The following is a 19,920-nucleotide window of genomic DNA, read 5'->3' on the forward strand; positions in this document are numbered from 1 at the left end:
TGACTGGCGTGGCCGGCCGGCCGGCCGCGGTCACACCAGGCTTCGCCGCAGGGGTCTCCCCGGCCACCTTGGCAACAGCGGGATCAGCCTGGGCCACCGGTGCCGCCGGCCGACCCAGGGGACGGGTTCCCTCAGCAGGTCGCCCTCCATCGGCTTCAGGCTCGGGCAAATGCGGTGGCGCAGAACCTTCCGGAGAAACCGCAGGCGCAGCGTCACCTGCGCCCACCTCCCCTGCGCGCAACACGTCGGGCGGAGCGTCGCGCCCCGCGTTATCACTGATCTGCGCTGGCGCGATGGGCTTGGTGGGCAAAGCCACCTCCTCGGGCTGCGGCGGTCGCGACAGGTGATCGAACAGGGCAAGCCCGCCCAGCAGGACGGCAATCAAGCCTCCTGCAACTCCAGCCCGAATCCACAACTGACGGCGGGGATCCTCATCTCCCGCGGCATCCCGCCGGCCTTCCTGTTCACTGCTCATCGGCCCTCCTCCGCCCGCGCCAGGGCACATACCAACTCCGCCTCGGCCACGGATATACCGCAATGCTCGGCAATCCGCGACGCTTCGAATCCCCGCCCGGCCAGCAGCATGGCTTCCGAGTGCTGCGGCGACACCGGGCGGGCGTACTCCACCCGCTCCCGAGAGGCTTGCCGGGCATCCCGCAACTCATCCACATCCCGGCGCGTCGCCGCCAGCTCCCGGCGCAGGAAGTCGCTTTCAGTCCGTAGCTGGGCCACATCGCGGCGCAACTGCTGGATCTCGAGTTCATTGAGCAGATCCCTAGAGACGGCCTCCTCTTCCGGACTGGAGGTCAGGTCGGGCTCGGGGGGAGAGGGCGGCTTCAAGGGCTCGGCGGCGGGGGGCTCAGCCAGCAAGGTCTTGGGCGGCGCCAAGGTGTCCGAAGAACCGGATGATCGCCGAGGAATCGCCAGTCGAAAGAGAATCACCACCAGATAGAGGGTGAGTACGGCAACCAGTGCCCATATCCCCTCCCGCAAGCCCAATTCGATCACTGACTGCGCTCCCCGGCGGCTGTGCCGCTGTGGCGTGACTCAAACCCATTGCTGACGATGATCGTTCCCCTGATGGATGGCATTCGATTGACGCTCACGCCTGGAAGCCGCAGGTGGACGAACCCAATGGTGCTTGGAGCGAAAAAGCCAGGCATCTCTCCAAGTGCGCCAGCGAGGTCGCGGTGCACGCCCCCCGCCGACAAGCATCAAGAAACGGGCAGAAGCGTGTGAACATGGGGCGTTCCAGGAAGGTCGAAGCGATCAACTACGGTTTCCCGGATAATAGCCGTGCGCCACTCCACCGACAATGCGGCACCTCGGCGCTTGTGAAGAAATCGTTGTGAGCGGTTCGGATTTGCGCCGAGCAGCGCCGCCCTACCAAGCGCACGATGAGCATCTCGAGGGCAAAATCGGGCCGCGCCACAGACTTACTCCACAAGCGCTCGTCGAACCACACTTTTTCACCATGTTCCTACTCAAGAAACTCCTCTCAGGCCTGATTCTCCCGCCCCTCGGCCCCCTGCTTCTGGTTGCCGCCGGTCTGTTGCTGGCGATACGCCGCCCCAAGCTCGGGCGGGCCCTGGCCGCCCTTGGCCTGGTCGCTGCCCTGGCCCTATGCACCCCGGTCACGGTCAAGCTCCTCCTGGATGGACTCGAGACCGCCCCCCCGCTCGATCCAGGGCGCCTCGCGGAAGCGGACGCCATCGTCATTCTCGCGGGCGGCACCCGGGGCTACGCGCCGGAGTTTGGCGGCGAGACGGTGAATGCCCTGAGCCTGGAGCGGATTCGTTACGGCGCGCGTCTTGCCCGCCGTTCGGGCCTGCCGGTGATGGTGAGTGGCGGGGCCCCCAAGGGTGGCAGGCCGGAAGGGGAGCTGATGAAGGCGAGCCTGGAGGAGGATTTCAGCGTGCCGGTCCGCTGGGTGGAGTCCCGCTCCCGGGACACCCGGGAAAACGCTGACTTCTGCGCCTCCGTCCTGCAGCAGAGCGGACATCGGCGCATCGTGCTGGTCACCCATGCCGCCCACATGCGGCGCGCGGCCGAAGCCTTCGAGGCGGCGGGCTTCACCGTGCTGCCCGCCCCCACCGCCCATCTGCTCAACCGGGAGCCTGACACGAACATCCTGCCGTCCCCCCCCGGGATGAGCAGCGCCTACGCCGGCTGGTATGCCAGCCACGAGTGGCTGGGCCTGCTGGCCTATCGCCTCAGCCGTTGAAGCGTGCCTTGCGCTTGCCCAGGAAGGCATTGATGCCTTCGTCGAAGTCGGGTCGCGAGGTACAACGGGCAAAGGCCTCGGCCTCAAGTTGTAGCTGAGCGCCCAGCGACTGGTCGGGCGAAGCATTGAGCAGACGCTTGATCTCGCCGTAAGTGCGGCCCGGGCCACGCACGACGCGCGCCACCAGTTCAGCCACAACGGCATCTAGTTCATCGGCGGGCACCACCCGATTCACCACCCCCAAGCGCTGTGCCTCGGCCGCATCGAAACGATCAGCCAGCATGAGCAATTCAAAGGCCTTGCGCCGCCCGAGAACGCGGGGCAACAGCCACGACACCCCGCCGTCACCGGAAAGAGCGATGCTGGCATAGGCCGTCGTGAAATAGGCGCTGTGGGCCGCCACCGCCATGTCGCACCCCAGCACCAGGGACAGCCCGAAGCCGGCACAGGCCCCCTGAACCCGTGCGATCACCGGCACCGGCAAGGCCTGCAAGGCTTCGACACTCTGGTTGATGTATTGCTCGATCATGGCCCGGAAGGTGGCCAGGCGGCTCTCGGGCGACAGGTGCAGGTGGGCGGCAAAATCCTTCAGGTCGCCCCCGGCCATGAAGTGATCGCCGGCCCCCATCACCACCACGACCCGCAGGTCATCCCGGTGGGCGAGCCGGGCCGTGGCATCTGCAAGCGCTTTCATCATGTCCACCGAAAGGGCATTGAGGGCCGCCGGGCGGTTGAGGGTCAAGGTCGCGACGCCATCGGTCACGTCGAGCAAGACAGGGGAGGTCATGGGGTGATTCCTTTTCATTCAACTTCACGGAGGACGCCCGTCATTTCACCTTGAAGGCCTGCCGACGGGAAGGCCCCAACGCAAAAAAGCCCATCGTGGGCGTGGCACACGATGGGCTGGGGCGGGGCGAAGACTGCTCAGAGGCGCTCGAAGACCCCCGCTGCGCCCATGCCGGTTCCGATGCACATGGAGATCATGCCGTAGCGCGCCGAGGTGCGCTGGAAGCCGCTCATCAAGGTCGCTGCGCGGATAACGCCGGTGGCACCCAGGGGATGGCCGAGGGCGATGGCGCCGCCCTGGGGATTGATCTTCGCCGGATCGAGATCCAGCTGCTTCATCACCGCGATGGCCTGGGCCGCGAAAGCTTCGTTGAGCTCGATCCAGTCCAGGGCCTCCTTGCCGATACCGGCGGCCTTGAGTGCCCGGGGAATCGCCTCGACCGGGCCGATGCCCATGATCGCTGGCGGTACACCGGCCACCGAGTAGCTGCAGAAGCGGGCGATCGGAGTGACACCATAGCGCTTCACCGCCGCCTCGGACATCAGCAGCACTGCACCGGCCCCATCGGACATCTGGGAACTGTTGCCGGCAGTCACCGAGCCACGCGCCGCAAATACGGGCTTCAACTTCCCAAGGCTCTGCACGGTGGCATCACCCCGCGGCCCCTCATCGGTATCGCAGATCCGCTCGCTCATCCGCACAGTGCCACCCTCGCCGGGCACATGGGTGCGCACCGTGTAAGGGGTGATCTCGTCACGGAAGGCGCCGGCGGCAATCGCGGCAGCAGCGCGCTGGTTGGACTGCACCGCAAAGGCATCCTGTTCCTCGCGACTCACCTTCCATTGCTGGGCCACCTTCTCGGCGGTCAGCCCCATGCCGAAGGCGATGCCCAGGTTCTCCTCCTTCTCGAAGACAGCCGGGTTGAGGGAGATCTTGTTGCCCATGATCTGCGGCATCACGGTCATGCTCTCGGTGCCGGCCGCAATCATGACATCGGCCTCCCCCAGGCGAATGCGCGCTGCCGCATCAGCCACGGCCTGCAGGCCGGACGAGCAGAAACGGTTGATGGTGATGCCGGGCACGGTGTTGGGCAGGCCGGCCAGCAGCACGCCGATGCGCGCCACGTTCATGCCCTGCTCCGCCTCGGGCATGGCGCAACCGACGATCACGTCGGCGATGTCGGTGGCGTCCAGCCCCGGCACCTTGTCCACCACCGCCCGCAGCACGTGGGCCAGCATGTCGTCGGGGCGCACATTGCGGAACATGCCGTTGCGCTTCGCCACTGGAGTGCGGGTGGCGGCGACGATGTAGGCTTCCTGAATCTGTTTGCTCATCTTGTCTGTCTCCGTTCAGTTGCGCAGGGGCTTGCCGGTCTCGAGCATGTGCACGATGCGCTGCTGGGTCTGTTCGGTCTTCAGCAGGTCCAGGAACTGGGCCCGCTCCACATCGAGAATCCACTGCTCGGACACCTTCGAATTGGTCTCCACCTCGCCGCCGCAAAGGGCGGTGGCGGCAGCCTTGGCGACGCGGTAGTCCCAGGCGGAGATGAAGCCGCCCTCCTTCATGTTGATCAGCATCATTTCGCAGGTGGCGATGCCGTTGCGCCCGGCCACCGTCACGGCGCGCTGGACCAGGGGCGGCTGGTAGCCGGATTCCGCAATGGCGCGGGCCCGGTGCAGGGCCACGTGCAGCAGCTCGCGGGCATTGAAGACGATGTCGTCGGACGCCTTGGCAAAGCCCAGTTCAACGGCCTGCAAGGCACTCTTGGAGACGTTGGCCATGGCGATGGTCTGGAACATGTTCTGGATGAAGGGGAAGACATCACCCCCCGCAGCCCGGCCAGCCAGGGTGGCCGCCTGCAGGGCGAACTCCTTGCAACCGCCGCCGGCCGGGATCAGGCCCACACCGGCTTCCACCAGGCCCACGTAACTCTCCAGGGCCAGCACCCGATGGCTGGCGTGCATGACGAACTCGCAGCCACCGCCCAGAGCCATGCCCTGCACCGCAGCCACGGTCGGCACCATGGCGTGCTTGAGGGCCATGGAGGCCCGCTGGAACTTGGCCACCGTCTTCTCTAGCATGTCGAACTGGCCGGCCTTGCAGGCCTCCGCCACCTGGGCCAGATTGGCCCCGACGGCAAAGGGTGCTTCGTGCCAGATCACCAGACCGTCCAGGTCACGCTCGGCCCGAGCCACGGCTTCCAGCACACCGTCCAGCACCTCGTCGCCGATGGCGTGCATCTTCGATTTGAAGGACAGGATGCCGATGCGGGCATCCTTTGCCGGCAGGGTCCACAGACGCACCCCTTCGTTTTCCCACAGGGTGGTGCCCTGCTCCTGGGCGGCTTCGCCGAGCACCTGCTCCGGATAGAGCTGGCGCCCATACACCGGCAGCGTGGAGCGGGGCTTGAGGACCGCATCGGTGGCACTCCACGAACCATCAGCAGCATGCACACCCTGACGACCGTCGAAAACCCAAGCCGGCAACGGCGCGTCGATCATTGCCTTGCCCGCCTCGACGTCTGCCCTAACCGCCTCGGCCACAGCCTGCCAGCCCGCGGCTTGCCAGGTTTCAAACGGTCCCTGGGCCCAGCCAAAGCCCCAGCGCATGGCAAAGTCCACGTCGCGGGCGTTGTCGGCGATATCCGCCAAATGGAAGGCGCAGTAATGGAACACATCGCGGAAGATCGCCCACAGGAACTGGGCCTGGGGGTGACTGCTGGCGCGTAGCTGAGCGAATTTCTCCACCGGGTTGCGGTTCTTCAGGATGGCCAGCACTTCGGGTGCCACTTCGCCGGTGCTCGGGCGGTAATCCTGCTTCGCCGGATCGAACACGACGATGGCCTTGCCGTCCTTGCGGAAGATGCCGCCCTTGGTCTTCTGCCCCAGCACGCCCTTGGCGATCAGGGCGGTGAGCCACTCGGGGCTCTGGTAGAAGGCGTGCCACGGGTCGCCCGGCAGGGTGGCCTGCATGGTGCCGATAACATGGGCCAGGGTGTCCAGACCCACCACATCGGCGGTGCGGTAGGTGGCGCTCTTGGGGCGGCCGATGATCGGGCCGGTCAAGGCATCCACTTCGTCGAAGCCCAACCCGAGACGCGCCGTGTGGTGCATCACCGCCAGGATGGAGAACACACCCACCCGGTTGGCGACGAAGTTGGGCGTGTCCTTGGCGCGGACGATGCTCTTGCCCAGGCGGGTGGTGAGCCAGGCCTCCAGCGCATCCAGGCTGGCAGGATCGGTCGTGCGGGTGGCGATCAACTCCACCAGCGCCATGTAGCGCGGGGGGTTGAAGAAATGGATGCCGCAGAAGCGGGCGCGGGCCTCGGCCGGCATGCCTTCGGACAGGGTGTTGATGGACAGGCCGGAGGTGTTGGATGCAAAGATCGCATCCGCGCGGATGAAGGGGGCAACCTTGGCGTAGAGGTCGAGCTTCCACTCCATCTTCTCGGCAATGGCCTCGATGATGAGGTCGCAGTCGCGAAGCTTGTCCAGATCGCTACCGTAATTGGCCACATCAATGAACTGGGCACGGTCCTTGGTGGCCAGGGGTGCCGGCTCGAGCTTCTTCAGCCCGTCGACCGCCTTGCGGGCAACGGCACTGGGGGGGCCTTCCTTGGCGGGAAGGTCGAAGAGGATGACCGGCACGCCAGCGTTGGCGCAATGGGCGGCGATCTGCGCCCCCATCACGCCAGCGCCCAGCACAGCCACCTTGCGAATGATCAGTCTGCTCACATGTGCCTCCTTTGACTCGGCCCGGCGGACGGGCCCTCGTTATTGACCACCGACCATGGGTCTGCCACGGCCTTTTTGAACAACTGTTCAAATCTTAGCGCAATGCTTCCCATGGATACAACAAGCTTGAAAAATCAGGGCGTTGCCGGCCCGGTGGAAAGGCCTTCCGGCGCCGCCAGAAAGCCCGCTACGACGAACGGGCGCAGACGCGCCATGATGGCTTCCGGCTCGCCCGCGTCAGCCAGGGCATAGGTTTCGGTCATCCGCATCAAGTCCTTTCCGGCCATGGCATAGGCCACGATGCCGACGAAGAAATACATCCGCCACACCACGTCATCCTGACTGAGATGGGGCAGCGCCCGCATGAAAGCCAGACGATAGCGATCCACCGCCTCCCGGTACTCCGCCGGAAAGAAGGCTTCCGTGCCCGGGCCGGGCTCATAGAAGGCCCGGCCGATAAGCTGCTTGAAGACTTCTCCGGGAACGCTGTCCTTGCGGGTCAGGCGAAGCGCCGACGACAGGAAGGCATCCACCAGCACATCAACGGGAATGGGCTGCCCGCCCGCATCCGCCTCCAGCCTGTCCAGGTAACTCACCCGACTGCCGCCGCGACTGCCGAGAGCGCGCTCGTAAACGGCCTCCATGAGCCCCTGCTTCGAACCGAAGTGGTAGCTCACCAAGGCCACCGGCACGCCCGCGGCACCGGTGATCATACGGACCGAAGTGGCCGCGTAGCCGTTCTCCATGAACAGGCGCTCTGCCGCATCCAGGATGCGTGTCTTGGCGTCAGGTAGGGGGTTTTCTGGGCGACCCATGGGCTGGACAGGCGAGGCGCCAGGTCGCCTCAGGCGACCTGGCGGGGTTGAGGGAATCAGAAGGCCATGGAGTACTGGGCACCCATGATCCACACCCGGGCGTCGTAGGCGCCGGTCACCCGGCCACGCCCCAGAAGGGTCTGGTTGTTGTCGACTCTGGACTCGGGCACGTTCAGATAGGCCGCCCCCAGATCCAGCACCGACCCCTTGGCCAGCTTGATCTGCGCACCTGTCGAGAACCAGGTGCGATTGTTGTCGGGCAGGGACACCAGACGATGCTGCGCGTCAGGCACGGGCGTCTGGTCGTAGGCCACACCGAACTTGAGCTTGACCATGTCGCTCAGACGATAGTTCGCCCCGAGGGCATAACGCCACGTGTCACGGAAGTGGGTGTCGAGGGTCTGCACAGTGCCACCGCTGAGAGTGCCGGAGGTACGCACGATGTCCACTTTGGGAATACTGCTCCAGCCCGTCCAGGAAATATCACCGAGCATCTCCCACTTGTCGTTGAGGTTCTGGACAACGGAGAGGATGAAGGTGTCGGGCAGGTCCACGTTGGCCTTGGCGCTGCCGGTGGTGAGGTTCGGAGCGACGCCCGCCGCCGGGCCGCTGAAGCTCAGGTCACCCTTCAGTTCGTGCTTGATCTTGGATCGGTAGGACACCCCGACCTTGGTACTGGGACTGAGGGTAAATAGCGCCCCCACGTTCCAGCCCCAGGCGTTGTTCCCGGCATCAAGAGTCACCCGGGTGGCAGCGAGCGCCGCCGAGGTCACGGTTGCAAGACGCACATACTCGGCTTCCATGCGCTGATAGTTCAGGCCGCCGCCCACCGAAACCTTGTCGTTGATGCGGTAAGCCACGCTGGGGTTGATGTTGTAGGTCTTGATGTCGAACTTGATGGCCTGGGCGCCGCCCAGCCAGGGATTGTCGTATTCGGTAACGAGGCCGAAGGGGGCGCCGAAGCCCACACCCACATACAGATCCTTGCTCAGCCCCCAGGACAGATAGCCGTTCGGAATGAAGGCCCAGCTACCAGCATCGTTGCCAGTGCCGCTACCGCTGAGGGCGCCGGTACTCGAGCCCTGATTGCTGAACTTGAAGGTGGGACGCACCAGCGAGATGCCCACCGAGGCCTCGCGGGCCTGTAGCTGGGTCATGCCCGCAGGGTTGAAGTAGATGGTGCTGGCGTTCTCGGCGACCGCCGCCGAGCCGGCATAGGCATTGCCGATGCCGCTGGCGTTCTGCTCAAGCAACTGGAAACCGGCGGCACCGGCCTGCCCTGCGGCCATGCCGAGGGTCAGCAGCGGAATCAATCGGGCGATCATTTTCATTTTCATGGGTGCGTCTCCTCACAGATGGGCGTTTTCTCGACAGGCCGCGGGTTGCCCAATCCCCTTGGCGATTCTAGGTCCACAAAAGCCTGCGGCTTTGCAACAATCGTTTGAAACTGTTGTTTTTATGCTGCTACTTCCGGCGGGATATCCCGCTTCACGCCGCTGCCGCTGACGGCCACATAGGTCAGGACCGCTTCGGTCACCTTCACGACTACCGGGTCTTCCGGGTTGCGCTCGGCGTAGACCTCCACATCCACGGTGATCGAACTCTTGCCAACTTTCACGATGTCGGCGTAGAAACTGACGATGTCGCCCACCGATACCGGCTGCTTGAAGACAAAGGAATTCACCGAGATGGTAGCCACCCGGCCGCGGGCCCGCTGGCGGGCCGGCACCGCGCCAGCGATATCCACCTGGGACATGATCCAGCCGCCGAACACATCACCGGCGGGGTTGAGATCCCGTGGCATGGGCATGACGCGCAGTACGGGCATCCGGTGGGCGGGAAGCTGGACGGGGGCATCGGACATGACGAACTCCTAATACAAGCTTAGCCCGCGGCCTGCCGGCCGCGAACAAAAATGAGAGGGCCACCCGTGAAGGGGGCAAAGCCGGTTCCGAATATAACGCCCGCATCGGCCAGATCGGCATCTGCCACCACGCTGCGATCCACACAGGCCTGGCTGGCGACCAACAGCGGCGCGACGATGCGCTCGGCCAAGCCGGCCGGCACAGCACCCGCAGCGGGCTTGTTCACCTTGCCATCGGGCCAAGCATAAAAGCCCTGCCCGGTCTTTTTGCCCAGTTGGCCGGCAGCAACCCGGTCCGCCAGGGCCCGCGGCAGCTCAGCCTCGGTACCGGCGAGGGCCTTGCCGGCGGCCACGGCAATATCCAGCCCCACCGTGTCCACCAGCTCGATGGGCCCCATGGGCATGCCGAAGGCCGTCAGGGCTGCGTCGATGGTCTCCGGGGCGATGCCTTGATCCACGCAGCGCAGGGCCTCATACATATAGGGGCCAAGCACCGCATTGACCAGAAAACCGGGCGCGTCCTGCACCGGCAGGGGCAGCTTATCGAGCCGGCGCACGAAGGCCGCCGCGCGAGCCGCCGCCTGGTCGACGGTGCCCGGGGTGCGCACCACCTCAACCAAGGGCATCACCGCCACCGGGTTGAAAAAGTGGATGCCCACCAGCCGGCCCGGATCGGCCAGCACGCTGGCGATGTCGGCAATGCGCAGGCTGGAGGTGTTGGACGCCAGCAGCGCATCCGGCCTGGCCCGCCGCTCGATATCGGTAAACAGGGCGCGCTTGGCATCCAGATTCTCGAAGATCGCCTCGATGATGACGTCGGCCTGGGCCACGCCATGGCCGGCCGGATCAGGGATCAGCCGATCGAGGGCAAAGTGCGCATCCCGCGGCTTGCCCCTGAACTTGCGCTCGAAGCGCTTGGCCGCCCGGGCGATGGCCGGCGCGATCCGCTCCACCGACTGGTCCTGCAGGGTCACGATCATGCCGCGCAGGGCACATTCGGTGGCGATATCACCCCCCATCACGCCGGCGCCGATCACATGTACGCGCCGGGGCTTGAAGTCCGCACCCTTGCCGAAACCCTTCAGGCGCTCCTGCAGGAAGAACACCCTGATCAGATTCTTAGCCGTCGGCGACCGCAGGATGGACTCTAGGGAGGACGTGGACGAGGCGGGTACGGCCAGGGCGTTGCCGGCGTAGTTGGCCCACACATCGAGGATCGCGTAGGGGGCCGGGTAGTGTTCCGGGCGTGCCTTGGCCTCAACCTGCTTGCGCGCCTTGCCGGCCACGATGCTGCGCAGGGGGCCGTTGAGCAGGCGCTGCAGCAGCGGCAGGCGGCGCGGCGCGCGGCCGGAAAGCAGCATGATGCGCGCCGCGTTGTCCATCACCCGGGGCGGCACGCAGTCGTCGGCCAGGCCCAGCCGTCTGGCCTTGCCGGCATCCACGCCCTTGCCGGTCAGCATCAGGTCGAGGGCCGCCGCCGGGCCGATCAATTGCGGCAGGCGCAGCATGCCCCCCCAGGCCGGGTAGATGCCCAGCATCACCTCAGGCAGGGCCAGGCGGGTGCCGGGCTCGTCCACCGTGATGCGGTACCGGCAAGCCAGGGCCAGCTCCAGCCCGCCGCCCATGCAATGGCCACGGATCAAGGCCAGCGTGGGGTAGTCCACCGCGGCCAGGCGCTCGAACAGCGTCCAGCCCCGCTGCACCAGGGCCCGGGCGGCTTCGGCAGAGTCGATGCGGGTGAACTCCTCAATGTTGGCGCCGGCGATGAAGCCGGCTGCCTTGCCGGAGCGGATCACCAGGCCGGAGGGCGGGCGCTGACTAAGCTGGTCGAGGATGCCTGCCAGCTCCGCCATCACGGCCAGGCCCAGAGTGTTGGCGGAGGCGTCAGCCTCATCGAGGGTGGCCCAGGCGATGCCTTCGGCGTCCCGGTCGAGTGTCCAGTGTTTGAATGTCATCACAATGCCTCCACCAGCATGGCCCCGCCCTGCCCGCCGCCGATGCAGATGGTGGCGATGCCGCGTTTGCCGCCGGTACGGCGCAGGGCCTTGAGCAGATGCAGCACAATGCGCGCGCCGCTCGCCCCCACCGGGTGACCGAGAGCCACGGCGCCGCCGTCCACGTTCAGGCGGGCCGGGTCGACGCTGCCCAGCGCGCCGTCCAGGCCCAGGCGGCTGCGACAGTAGTCGGCATCCTGCCAGGCGCGCAGGCAGGCGATGACCTGGGCGGCAAAGGCTTCGTTGATCTCGATGAGGTCCAGATCCCCCAGGCCCAGGCCATGGCGCTGCAGGATGGGCGTGGTGGCATGCACGGGGCCGAGCCCCATCTGCTCCGGCTCCAGGCCGGCCCACTGGCTGTCCACGATGCGCCCGATGGGTTCGAGGCCGAAGCGCTCCACCGCCGCCGCCGACGCCAGCACCAGCCAAGTGGCCCCGTCGGTGATCTGGGAGCTGTTGGCCGGGGTGACCCGACCGTATTTCTTGTCGAAGAAGGGCTTGAGCTTGGCCATGCCGGCCATCGAGGCGTCCCGGCGCAGGCCGTCATCGGCGGCATGCACCGTGCCGTCGCGCTCGATCAGGGGCACCAGCTCATCGGCAAAATGGCCGGCGTCCTGGGCTGCGGCCACGCGGCGGTGACTTTCGACGGCGAAGGCGTCCATGTCCTCCCGGCTGATGCCGTACTTCCAGGCCAGATTCTCGGCGGTCTGCCCCATCAGCAGGCCGACAACCGGGTCGGTCAGGCCCTTCATGATGCCGATCACCGGGGCCAGGTAGCCCGGGCGGAATTTCCGCACCATAGCCAGCTTCTGTCCCAGGCTGCGCGCCCCCATCCAGCCGGCAAACCAGCGCACCATCGCGTCGGAATACAACAGCGGCGCCCGGGACAGGGCATCCACGCCCCCCGCCAGCACCAGCTGGGAGCGGCCGCTGTGGATGTTGGCCATGGCCGAATCCAGGGCCTGCATGCCCGAGGCGCAGTTGCGCATCACCGTCCAGCCCGGCACCTTGAGGCCGCAGCCCATGCGCAGGGCCACCACCCGGCCGATGTTCACCTCGTCCGGCGAGGGGCTGGCGCAGCCGAGGATGACCTCGTCGAGCTGCTCCGGCGCAAAGCGCTGGTGCGACAGCAGGGCACTGCCCGCCGCCGTGGCCAGATCGGAGGCCGCAAAGGGGCCGGGGGCGTTGCGCGCCTTGAGGAAGGGCGTGCGCGCACCATCGATGATGTAGATGGGGCCACGCATGGTCATGCTGCTTTCCGCTGTTCGCCGGCCAGTCCGTCTAGGGCCTGGCGCAGGCCGAAATCGTAGGGGAAGTCATCCACCCGGATGACCTTGTCGCGCAGCTCGCCACGCCGGGTGATGAGGGCGTACTCGTCGCGGCTGATGATGCCGGCCGCCAGGGCCGCATCGTAGAGGGCATCGACACCACCGCCCACCAGCAGGCCCGGTTTGAACTGGCCGCTCTTGATGGCGCGGCGCACCTTGGCCTCCACCGGCTCGGCCTCGATGGTGGCGTGGAGGGCCGCCTCGAGGGCTCCGACGGGCTCCTCCACATCGGTCGGCAGGTAGACATCCGAGGTCAGGCGGTCGCGGGTGGCCGAGGGGTTGATGAGCAGGGTTGCCACCTCGTGTCCCAGCTGGTCGGAGGGCACGAAGTACGGCCGGCCGAGGGGAAAGACCACCAGACGACGCAGCATGCTGGCAAACAGGCGGTTGGGGAAGTTGGCAATCACGCCTTCAAAGGCGTTCTGGGCCTTGAACATGCAATCCCAGATCACCCAGTGGAGCAGCGGGGCATCGGCGGCCTGGCGGCCTTCATCCTCATAGCGCTTGAGGGCGGCGGAGGCCAGATACATCAGGGACAGGATGTCGCCGAGGCGCGCAGAGAGCTTCTCCTTGCGCTTCAGCGCACCGCCCAGGGTGCCCATGGAGATGTCCGCCAGGAAGGCAAAGGCAGCCGAGAAGCGGGTGAGCTGCTGGTAGTAACGGCGGGCTTCCGGCGCCACGCCCTTGCCGCTGGCATCGGGAAGGGCAACAAAATGGGAGCCCGTCACCCCCATCACGATTGCCCGGGCGGCGTTGGACAGGGTGTAGCCGATGTGCCCCCAGAAGGCCTCGTCGAAGGCTGCAAGATCGCCACTGCGGGCAGCGTCCATTTCCTTCAGCACATAGGGATGGCAACGGATCGCCCCCTGGCCGAAGAGGATCAGGCTGCGGGTCAGGATGTTGGCGCCTTCCACCGTGATGCCCACCGGGATCTGCTGATAGGCGCGGCCCAGGAAGTTCTGCGGCCCCAGGCAGATGCCCTTGCCACCGATCACGTCCATGCCGTCGTTCACCGTCTGGCGGGCCCGCTCGGTGACGTGGAACTTGACAATGGCTGACACCACCGAGGGCTTCTCGCCCATATCGATGGCACCGGCGGTCATGACCCGGGCGGCATCGCTGAGCCAGGTGTTGGCGCCGATACGGGTCAGCGCCTCCTCCACCCCCTCGAACTTGCCCACCGCCGTCTTGAACTGGTAGCGCACCCGGGCATAGGCCCCCACGGCGCGGGCGGTCATCTTCTGCATGCCGGTGTTGGAGCCCGGCAGGGATATGGAGCGGCCTGCCGCCAGGCACTCCATGAGCATGCGCCAGCCCTGCCCGGCCATCTTCGGCCCGCCGATGATGAAATCCAGAGGCATGAACACGTCCTTGCCGCGGATCGGCCCGTTCATCCACACCGCGTTGAGGGGGAAGTGACGGCGACCGATGTCCACACCCGGGTAGTCGTGGGGCACCAGCGCGCAGGTGATGCCCAGATCCTCCACCTCACCCAGCAGGTGCTGGGGGTCATACAGACGGAAGGCCAGGCCGAACACCGTGCACACCGGCGCCAGGGTGATGTAGCGCTTGTCGAAGCTCACCCGCATGCCCAGCACCTCGCGCCCGTTGTGAACGCCCATGCACACCACGCCAGCATCGGGAATCGAGGCCGCGTCCGACCCGGCCCACGGGCTGGTCAGAGCAAAGGCCGGGATCTCCTGGCCACAGGCCAGACGCGGCAGATAGTGCTGCTTCTGCTCCGGAGTGCCATAGTGCAGCAGCAACTCGGCCGGGCCGAGGGAATTGGGCACCATCACCGTCACCGCCGGCGCCGACGAGCGGGTGGACAGCTTGGTGATCACCTGGGAGTGGGCATAGGCGGAGAAGCCCTTGCCGCCGTATTCGGTGGGAATGATCATGCCCAGGAAGCCCTTGTCGCGGATGTAACGCCACACCGCCTCGGGCATGTCCTGGGCTTGAGTGCACTCCCAGTCGCGGGTCAGACGGCACAGCTCGCTGGTCTCCACGTCGAGGAAACGCTGCTCCTCGGGCGTCAGGCGCGGGGCCGGGTAGGCCAGCAGCATGTTCCAGTCGGGCTTGCCGCTGAAGAGCTGCCCCTCCCACCACACCGTGCCGGCCTCCAAGGCATCCTTTTCCGTCTGGGACATGGACGGGAGCGCCTTGCGGAAGGCCTTGAAGATCCCCGCCGTCACCAGACTGCGCCGGATGCCCGGCACTACGAACACCGCTCCCGCCACAGCCAGTGCCGCCAGAGCGCCGGTGGCCACCAGCGGCGACCAGCCAGCCAGCCACGCCAGCGCCCCAAGCCACGCAAGCCCTGCCCCATACCAGGCAAAAAATGGCGCTCGCCCGTAGGCGAGCGCTACCACCAGGGGAGGGAGGGAAACCAGAAACCAGTACGACATGAGCTATCTCCTTTTACTCGGCGCCGTCTTTGCAGCGCGCTCTTATGAATTTGTCTGCGAACACCTGAACCGACCTACTTGAGCGCCCCGAACTCCGCCAGCGGGGCACGCAGGCCGCCCAGCAGGAAGCTCATCAGACGCGGCGCAAGGCGCGACGGGTTCTCGTCATCAAACTTGCCGGTGACCAGTTGCAGCGCGTCGGTGCCCGCAATGGCGTAGGACATGGCCCCCATCATGAAATGGAAGCGCCACAGGATCTCGTTGCGGTCCACCTCGGGCAGCGCCCGGTACAGGGCGGCCAGAAAGCGCTCGACGCACTCGGCGTATTCCTCCGCCAGAAACTGGCGGACGAACTCGTTGGGCTCGGTGTAGGTGCGCCCCAGCAGGCACATGAAGGTATGCCCCCCTCCCTCGACGTCGGCAGCCATTCGCAGGGCCGTGCCGAAGAAGGCATCAACGATGCGGCTTGGTTTGATTGGCACCCCTGCCGCCTCCGCCTCTAGCTGATCCAGGGCCGCCAATCGAGACTGGTTGAGATGCGTCAGGCGTCGCCGGAAGACCTCCTGGATCAGCAGCTCCTTGGTACCAAAGTGATAATTCACGGCCGCCAGATTCACGCCCGCCTGGCTGGTGATCATGCGCATCGACGTCCCATCGAAACCATGCTCCATGAACAGTCGCTCCCCTGCATCGAGGATGCGGCTACGGGTATCGCCTGCGGCCTTGCCTGGAACTTGGCTCATGCTGCGCCTCCTTGTGAGGGTGGATGTCTGCGGCTCATCGGACAAACAGCCTAGCCTCAGATTCATTAAAACGTTTGTTTGAATCATACATTGGATTAATGGCATGTCAACGCGTTCTTCAAAAGGAGATAGCTTAGACGTCCCCACATGGGCAGCAGAAGGTCACCGATGGCTGCGCCACCCACATGGAGCTCAATGACAACCTCAAGCGCTGGGTTGCACCACGCCGCCAAATCCGACAACAGGGAGCAGGTATCGGACATACGGCAACGATCCGTATGCGACTTGACGTGAAGCACCGTTGGCAAACAACAAACAACACGTATCAGACACAACACGTTAAGTAGCCGCCTGTCGACAGGGGACGATTTGACCCCCTTCGCAGTCCGCAGAGCCGAAACGCATCGAGGCAGATCCTGTACGCCGTGTCTTTTGCGGAGTGATAGAGACATTGCACTCTGGGAAGGACACGACCACCGTTCAGCTCGCGTGGACGAGCTCAGACAAAGGGGATGGCGGGGACACAGGAGATCCAACGCGACACGGTGCGGCGGTAGCTGGCTGCGGGCAGCCCACCCGGAGCCCTACGCCCCCCACAGCGCAGCAAGGCCGTCGACGGCCACACGACGTCGTAGCGGGAGCGGCCGTTTAGGGAACCGACGCGCTATTGCGTAGGGCGTTTGAACAGTTGAATACGGAGCTCGGCATCGATCACCAACCGGCGCCTGGCCAAACACGGGCGTGCCAGGCACCCCCGAATGGACTGGAGGCGGCGCAATCGCCCGCCGCACCAAGCGGCCACGAGATGCTCACCCAGCGGCCGCGGTGGTCGAGTTCGACGCGAATCTCTCAGCCCGCCGCTGCCGTCAGCGTGGCTGCTGGTGGGATGGGCGCTTCGAGTGTCAGCGGCACAAACGCGGGCAGGGTTTGTAGTGGTCTAATTTCCGCGGACACCTCGATAGGTGGCTCATTGACCGATTGAGGAGGAATTGATAAACAGAAAGCGCAGATCATTCGACACGGAGTTCAAGCTCCAGGTCGTGAAGATGATCAAGGATATGGGCCAGACTGTCGGTCAGGTTTGTCGTGACATGGAGCTCGGCGAGACGGCCGTGCGTCGCTGGCTGGCGCAGTTCGAGGCTGAGTTGCAGGGGCAGAGCGGGATTGGCTAGCCGCTGACTGCGGAGCAGCAGCGCCTTCGTGCGCTTAAAGCCGAAGTGCGACGGCTGCGTGAGGACAACGACATCCTAAAAAAGCATCCGCCTTCTTCGCCCGGGAAATGAAGTGATCTACCGGAGCATCACCCAGTTGCAAAAGAAGATGGGCGGCGTGGCAAGGGTGTGCCAGGTGCTGGCGGTGAGCCGTTCCGGTTGCTACGCGGCCCGGCGGCGCCCAGAGCGCGGAGCGAAGGTGTGCCCGGTCAGCGTCCGGCTTCAGTCCGCCTTTGCCCGCTCGGGGCGAACCTACGACAGCCGGCGCCTACAGCGCTGAACTGCGAGGCGAAGGGATCAAGTGTGGACACTAACGGGTGCGCCGTCTGATGCACACCCACGGGCTGCGGAAAACGTGGCGGCGCAAGTTCATCCACACAAAGGACAGCCGGCACGGCCCGCCCACGGCGCCCAACGTGCTGGATCGGCAGTTCGAGCCAGAGGCGCCCAACCAGGCCTGGGTGTCCGACATCACCTATCTGCGCACGCGTAGCGGCTAGCTGTACCCGGCGGTGGTGATAGACCCCTTCTCGCGCAAGGTCGTCGACTGGACCCTGGCGCCGACGATGCCTGCTGGGTGTTCGGCACTGCAGATAGCCATCACCCAGTGCCGTCCGGCTTCGGGCCTGATCGTTCACTCGGACCGTGGGAGTCAGTACGCGAGCGAGGCCCACCGCCGCTTGCTCGAACGCCATGGCCTGCGCGCGAGCATGAGCCGAAAGGGCAATCGCTGGGACAACGCCGTAATGGAGCGTTTCTTCCTGAACTTGAAGATGGAGCAGGTCTGGCTGCGCGACTACGCCAATCACGCCGAGGCCACATGCGACTTCACCGAGTACATCGTTGGCTTCTACAACAGCGTGCGCCTGCACTCGAAACGGGGCTATCTGTCGCCCACCGCTTATGAGCGGAACAGGGCAGAAAAGCACCTCATCGGGGTGTCCGAAAATACTTGGTAAGCGTTAACTCCCCAGCGTTCTTCCCCTCGCCGTGTCCAACGCAGACACTCGCCTCCCAGTTCAACACCGGAGGCGAAGCACATGGCAGGGGCACTCAAGGGCAAGTGGCGGCGGCGTAGTGGGGAGGAGTGGCGGGCCTTGCTTGCCCGCCAGGCATCGAGCGGACTGAGCGTCCCGGCGTTCTGTGCGCGGGAGTCGATCAGCGTTTCAAGCTTTCAGCGCTGGCGGGCACTGCTCAGCTCGGCAGGCACTGGGGCACAGGCGCAAACGCCAGTGCCTCAGGAGTCCTTCGTTGATCTGGGTGTGCTCGCTTCGGGCACGGCCTCGCGCCTGGAGCTCAAGCTGGATCTGGGCGGCGGTCTCGTGCTCCATCTGGTCCGCGGCTGATGTTCTTTCCCGAAGGCGCGGTGCGGGTCCATCTGTACGGTCGCCCGGTCGACATGCGCAAGTCCTTCAACGGCTTGCATGCCCTCGCCCGTCACGGCGTGGGCCAGGATCCCCTGTCGGGGCATCTGTTCGTCTTCATCAACCGGCGGGCCACCCAGATGAAGGTGCTCTACTGGGATCGCAGCGGCTTTTGCATCTGGGCCAAGCGGCTCGAGTCAGGGCGTTTCGTGTCGGATTGGTCCAAGGCAGTCAGCCGGGAGACGGACTGGACGGGGCTGAAACTGCTGCTTGAAGGCATTGAGCCTGGGTGCATCAGAAGGCGCTTCGCGCTGCCGGAGAAATGACCGCAAACCCGCATGGATACTGGGTTGTTGGTAAAATGACGACATGCCTGAAACGCCCCCGACACCCATTCCAACCCGAGAGGAAGCCGCCCGCTGGACGGCCGAGCGGGTTATCGATCTGGCCCGAGAACGGCAGGATCTGGGGTGCCGGTTCGAGGCGATGACGCGCGAAGTCGAGGCGATGAAACATCAGCTCGACTGGTTCCGTCGCCAGCTCTTCGGCCAGAAGAGCGAGAAGCGTCTCTTCGATGCTCACCCGCAGCAGATGAGCCTGGGCGAGTTGCCCGTACCAGAATCTTCTCCCCCGCCCCCCGCCAAGGAGATTGCCGCCCACGCGCGCCGGGCGCGCAGCACCGATTGCGCCGCAGAGGGCGAGCCGGCGCTGTTCTTCGACGAGACACGGGTGCCCGTTCGGACCATCGATGTGCCCAATCCGGAAGTCCACGGGCTCACCCCGGATCAGTACGAGGTGATCGGCCAGAAGATCAGCCACCGCCTCGCCCAGCGTCCGGGCAGCTACGTCATCCTCAAGTACGTGCGCCCGGTGATCAAGCGCTGCGATACCCAGGTGATCTCCTGTCCGGCAGCCCCGGTGGGCGTCATCGAGGGGAGCCGGGCCGATGTGAGCTTCGTTGCGGGGGTTGTCACCGACAAGTTCTGCTACCACCAGCCCCTGTACCGCCAGCACCAGCGGATGGGCGACAACGGCATCCGGGTCTCGCGTCCGTGGCTCACACAGCTCACCCACGCCGCGCTCTCACTACTCGAACCGGTCTATACCGCGCAGCTGGAGTCGATTCGCCAGAGCCGGGTCAAGGCCATGGACGAGACCCCGATCAAGGCCGGCCGCAGCGGCACGGGCAAGATGAAGGGGGGCTACTTCTGGCCCGTCTATGGCGAGCGTGACGAGATCTGCTTCCCCTACACGAGGGTCGTGGCGGCAAGCACATCGCGCAGACCCTGGGTGCCGACCTGAATCGCCCCGGGTTTCGAGTAGGCCGTTTGGTTTTAGTCAGGCCAACACAGCCTGACCGGTTTGGCTGCGGTAATAGTTTGCCTCAGCTTCAGCCGGCGGCATGTAGCCAATAGGCGCGAGCAGCCGATGATGGTTGAACCAAGCCA

The 19,920-nt window shown here is 65.5% G+C and carries 14 protein-coding genes and 3 pseudogenes; 5 read left to right on the top strand and 12 right to left on the bottom strand.

Annotated elements, in window-relative coordinates; all coding sequences use genetic code 11:
- Both J0L98_RS17130 and J0L98_RS17135 read right to left on the bottom strand, forming a co-directional pair.
- Positions 1-475, bottom strand: a pseudogene (locus J0L98_RS17130) (hypothetical protein); the annotation flags it as partial.
- A complete protein-coding gene (locus J0L98_RS17135) occupies positions 472-1,008 on the bottom strand; it encodes a DUF2802 domain-containing protein (RefSeq protein WP_296413059.1) in 537 nt (178 codons plus the stop codon). The pseudogene J0L98_RS17130 and the gene J0L98_RS17135, both read right to left, overlap by 4 nt.
- 466 nt (positions 1,009-1,474) lie before the next feature.
- Here J0L98_RS17135 and J0L98_RS17140 point away from each other — a divergent pair, with 466 nt between their 5' ends.
- Positions 1,475-2,224 carry a YdcF family protein gene (locus J0L98_RS17140; RefSeq protein WP_296413060.1) on the top strand — a complete coding sequence of 250 codons (750 nt, stop codon included), beginning with the start codon at positions 1,475-1,477 and terminating at the stop codon, positions 2,222-2,224.
- Here J0L98_RS17140 and J0L98_RS17145 read toward each other — a convergent pair.
- The 10 genes from J0L98_RS17145 to J0L98_RS17190 form a co-directional block, all read right to left on the bottom strand.
- Positions 2,214-3,011, bottom strand: a complete 798-nt coding sequence (locus tag J0L98_RS17145) for an enoyl-CoA hydratase (protein ID WP_296413061.1) — start codon at positions 3,009-3,011, stop codon at positions 2,214-2,216. The two genes, J0L98_RS17140 and J0L98_RS17145, sit on opposite strands and share 11 nt — an antisense overlap.
- Before the next feature lie 137 nt (positions 3,012-3,148).
- Positions 3,149-4,345, bottom strand: coding sequence for an acetyl-CoA C-acyltransferase (locus J0L98_RS17150; protein WP_296413062.1), 1,197 nt, complete (start codon positions 4,343-4,345; stop codon positions 3,149-3,151).
- Between the two features lie 15 nt (positions 4,346-4,360).
- A complete protein-coding gene (locus J0L98_RS17155) occupies positions 4,361-6,745 on the bottom strand; it encodes a 3-hydroxyacyl-CoA dehydrogenase/enoyl-CoA hydratase family protein (RefSeq protein WP_296413063.1) in 2,385 nt (794 codons plus the stop codon).
- Between the two features lie 134 nt (positions 6,746-6,879).
- Positions 6,880-7,560, bottom strand: a complete 681-nt coding sequence (locus tag J0L98_RS17160; RefSeq protein WP_296413064.1) for a TetR/AcrR family transcriptional regulator — start codon at positions 7,558-7,560, stop codon at positions 6,880-6,882.
- A 56-nt stretch (positions 7,561-7,616) separates the two neighbouring features.
- The gene (locus J0L98_RS17165) at positions 7,617-8,897 is read right to left on the bottom strand and encodes an outer membrane protein transport protein (RefSeq protein WP_296413065.1); all 1,281 of its coding nucleotides are present in this window, start codon (positions 8,895-8,897) and stop codon (positions 7,617-7,619) included.
- A gap of 119 nt (positions 8,898-9,016) precedes the next feature.
- On the bottom strand, positions 9,017-9,424 hold the full coding sequence (locus tag J0L98_RS17170) for an acyl-CoA thioesterase (RefSeq protein ID WP_296413066.1): 408 nt from the start codon (positions 9,422-9,424) through the stop codon (positions 9,017-9,019).
- Positions 9,425-9,444: 20 nt separating this feature from the next.
- Positions 9,445-11,379 carry a 3-hydroxyacyl-CoA dehydrogenase NAD-binding domain-containing protein gene (locus J0L98_RS17175; protein WP_296413067.1) on the bottom strand — a complete coding sequence of 645 codons (1,935 nt, stop codon included), beginning with the start codon at positions 11,377-11,379 and terminating at the stop codon, positions 9,445-9,447.
- On the bottom strand, positions 11,379-12,662 hold the full coding sequence (locus J0L98_RS17180; RefSeq protein ID WP_296413073.1) for an acetyl-CoA C-acetyltransferase: 1,284 nt from the start codon (positions 12,660-12,662) through the stop codon (positions 11,379-11,381). The genes J0L98_RS17175 and J0L98_RS17180 overlap by 1 nt, the downstream gene beginning before the upstream one ends.
- Positions 12,663-12,664: 2 nt before the next feature.
- The gene (locus tag J0L98_RS17185) at positions 12,665-15,154 is read right to left on the bottom strand and encodes an acyl-CoA dehydrogenase (protein ID WP_296413069.1); all 2,490 of its coding nucleotides are present in this window, start codon (positions 15,152-15,154) and stop codon (positions 12,665-12,667) included.
- 74 nt (positions 15,155-15,228) lie between these two features.
- Positions 15,229-15,897: a TetR/AcrR family transcriptional regulator gene (locus J0L98_RS17190; RefSeq protein WP_296413070.1), complete on the bottom strand. Its 669-nt coding sequence runs from the start codon at positions 15,895-15,897 to the stop codon at positions 15,229-15,231.
- A gap of 1,046 nt (positions 15,898-16,943) precedes the next feature.
- Here J0L98_RS17190 and J0L98_RS17195 point away from each other — a divergent pair.
- From J0L98_RS17195 to J0L98_RS17210, 4 genes and pseudogenes are all read left to right on the top strand, one after another.
- A pseudogene (locus J0L98_RS17195) lies at positions 16,944-18,067 on the top strand (IS3 family transposase).
- Between the two features lie 81 nt (positions 18,068-18,148).
- Positions 18,149-18,454: an IS66 family insertion sequence element accessory protein TnpB gene (locus J0L98_RS17200; RefSeq protein ID WP_296413071.1), complete on the top strand. Its 306-nt coding sequence runs from the start codon at positions 18,149-18,151 to the stop codon at positions 18,452-18,454.
- On the top strand, positions 18,454-18,798 hold the full coding sequence (gene tnpB, locus J0L98_RS17205; RefSeq protein WP_296413072.1) for an IS66 family insertion sequence element accessory protein TnpB: 345 nt from the start codon (positions 18,454-18,456) through the stop codon (positions 18,796-18,798). Before J0L98_RS17200 ends, tnpB begins: the two co-directional genes overlap by 1 nt.
- Before the next feature lie 43 nt (positions 18,799-18,841).
- A pseudogene (locus J0L98_RS17210) lies at positions 18,842-19,770 on the top strand (transposase); the annotation flags it as partial.
- Between the last annotated feature and the right edge of the window lie 150 nt (positions 19,771-19,920).

Source organism: Zoogloea sp., assembly GCF_017302315.1.
GTDB lineage: Bacteria > Pseudomonadota > Gammaproteobacteria > Burkholderiales > Rhodocyclaceae > Zoogloea.

Coding starts and splice junctions, on each gene's coding strand:
- J0L98_RS17140 (WP_296413060.1), top strand. CDS start 1,475: ATGTTCCTACTCAAGAAACTCCTCTCAGGCCTGATTCTCCCGCCCCTC.
- J0L98_RS17145 (WP_296413061.1), bottom strand. CDS start 3,011: ATGACCTCCCCTGTCTTGCTCGACGTGACCGATGGCGTCGCGACCTTG.
- J0L98_RS17150 (WP_296413062.1), bottom strand. CDS start 4,345: ATGAGCAAACAGATTCAGGAAGCCTACATCGTCGCCGCCACCCGCACT.
- J0L98_RS17160 (WP_296413064.1), bottom strand. CDS start 7,560: ATGGGTCGCCCAGAAAACCCCCTACCTGACGCCAAGACACGCATCCTG.
- J0L98_RS17165 (WP_296413065.1), bottom strand. CDS start 8,897: ATGAAAATGAAAATGATCGCCCGATTGATTCCGCTGCTGACCCTCGGC.
- J0L98_RS17170 (WP_296413066.1), bottom strand. CDS start 9,424: ATGTCCGATGCCCCCGTCCAGCTTCCCGCCCACCGGATGCCCGTACTG.
- J0L98_RS17175 (WP_296413067.1), bottom strand. CDS start 11,379: ATGACATTCAAACACTGGACACTCGACCGGGACGCCGAAGGCATCGCC.
- J0L98_RS17180 (WP_296413073.1), bottom strand. CDS start 12,662: ATGCGTGGCCCCATCTACATCATCGATGGTGCGCGCACGCCCTTCCTC.
- J0L98_RS17185 (WP_296413069.1), bottom strand. CDS start 15,154: ATGTCGTACTGGTTTCTGGTTTCCCTCCCTCCCCTGGTGGTAGCGCTC.
- J0L98_RS17190 (WP_296413070.1), bottom strand. CDS start 15,897: ATGAGCCAAGTTCCAGGCAAGGCCGCAGGCGATACCCGTAGCCGCATC.
- J0L98_RS17200 (WP_296413071.1), top strand. CDS start 18,149: ATGGCAGGGGCACTCAAGGGCAAGTGGCGGCGGCGTAGTGGGGAGGAG.
- tnpB (WP_296413072.1), top strand. CDS start 18,454: ATGTTCTTTCCCGAAGGCGCGGTGCGGGTCCATCTGTACGGTCGCCCG.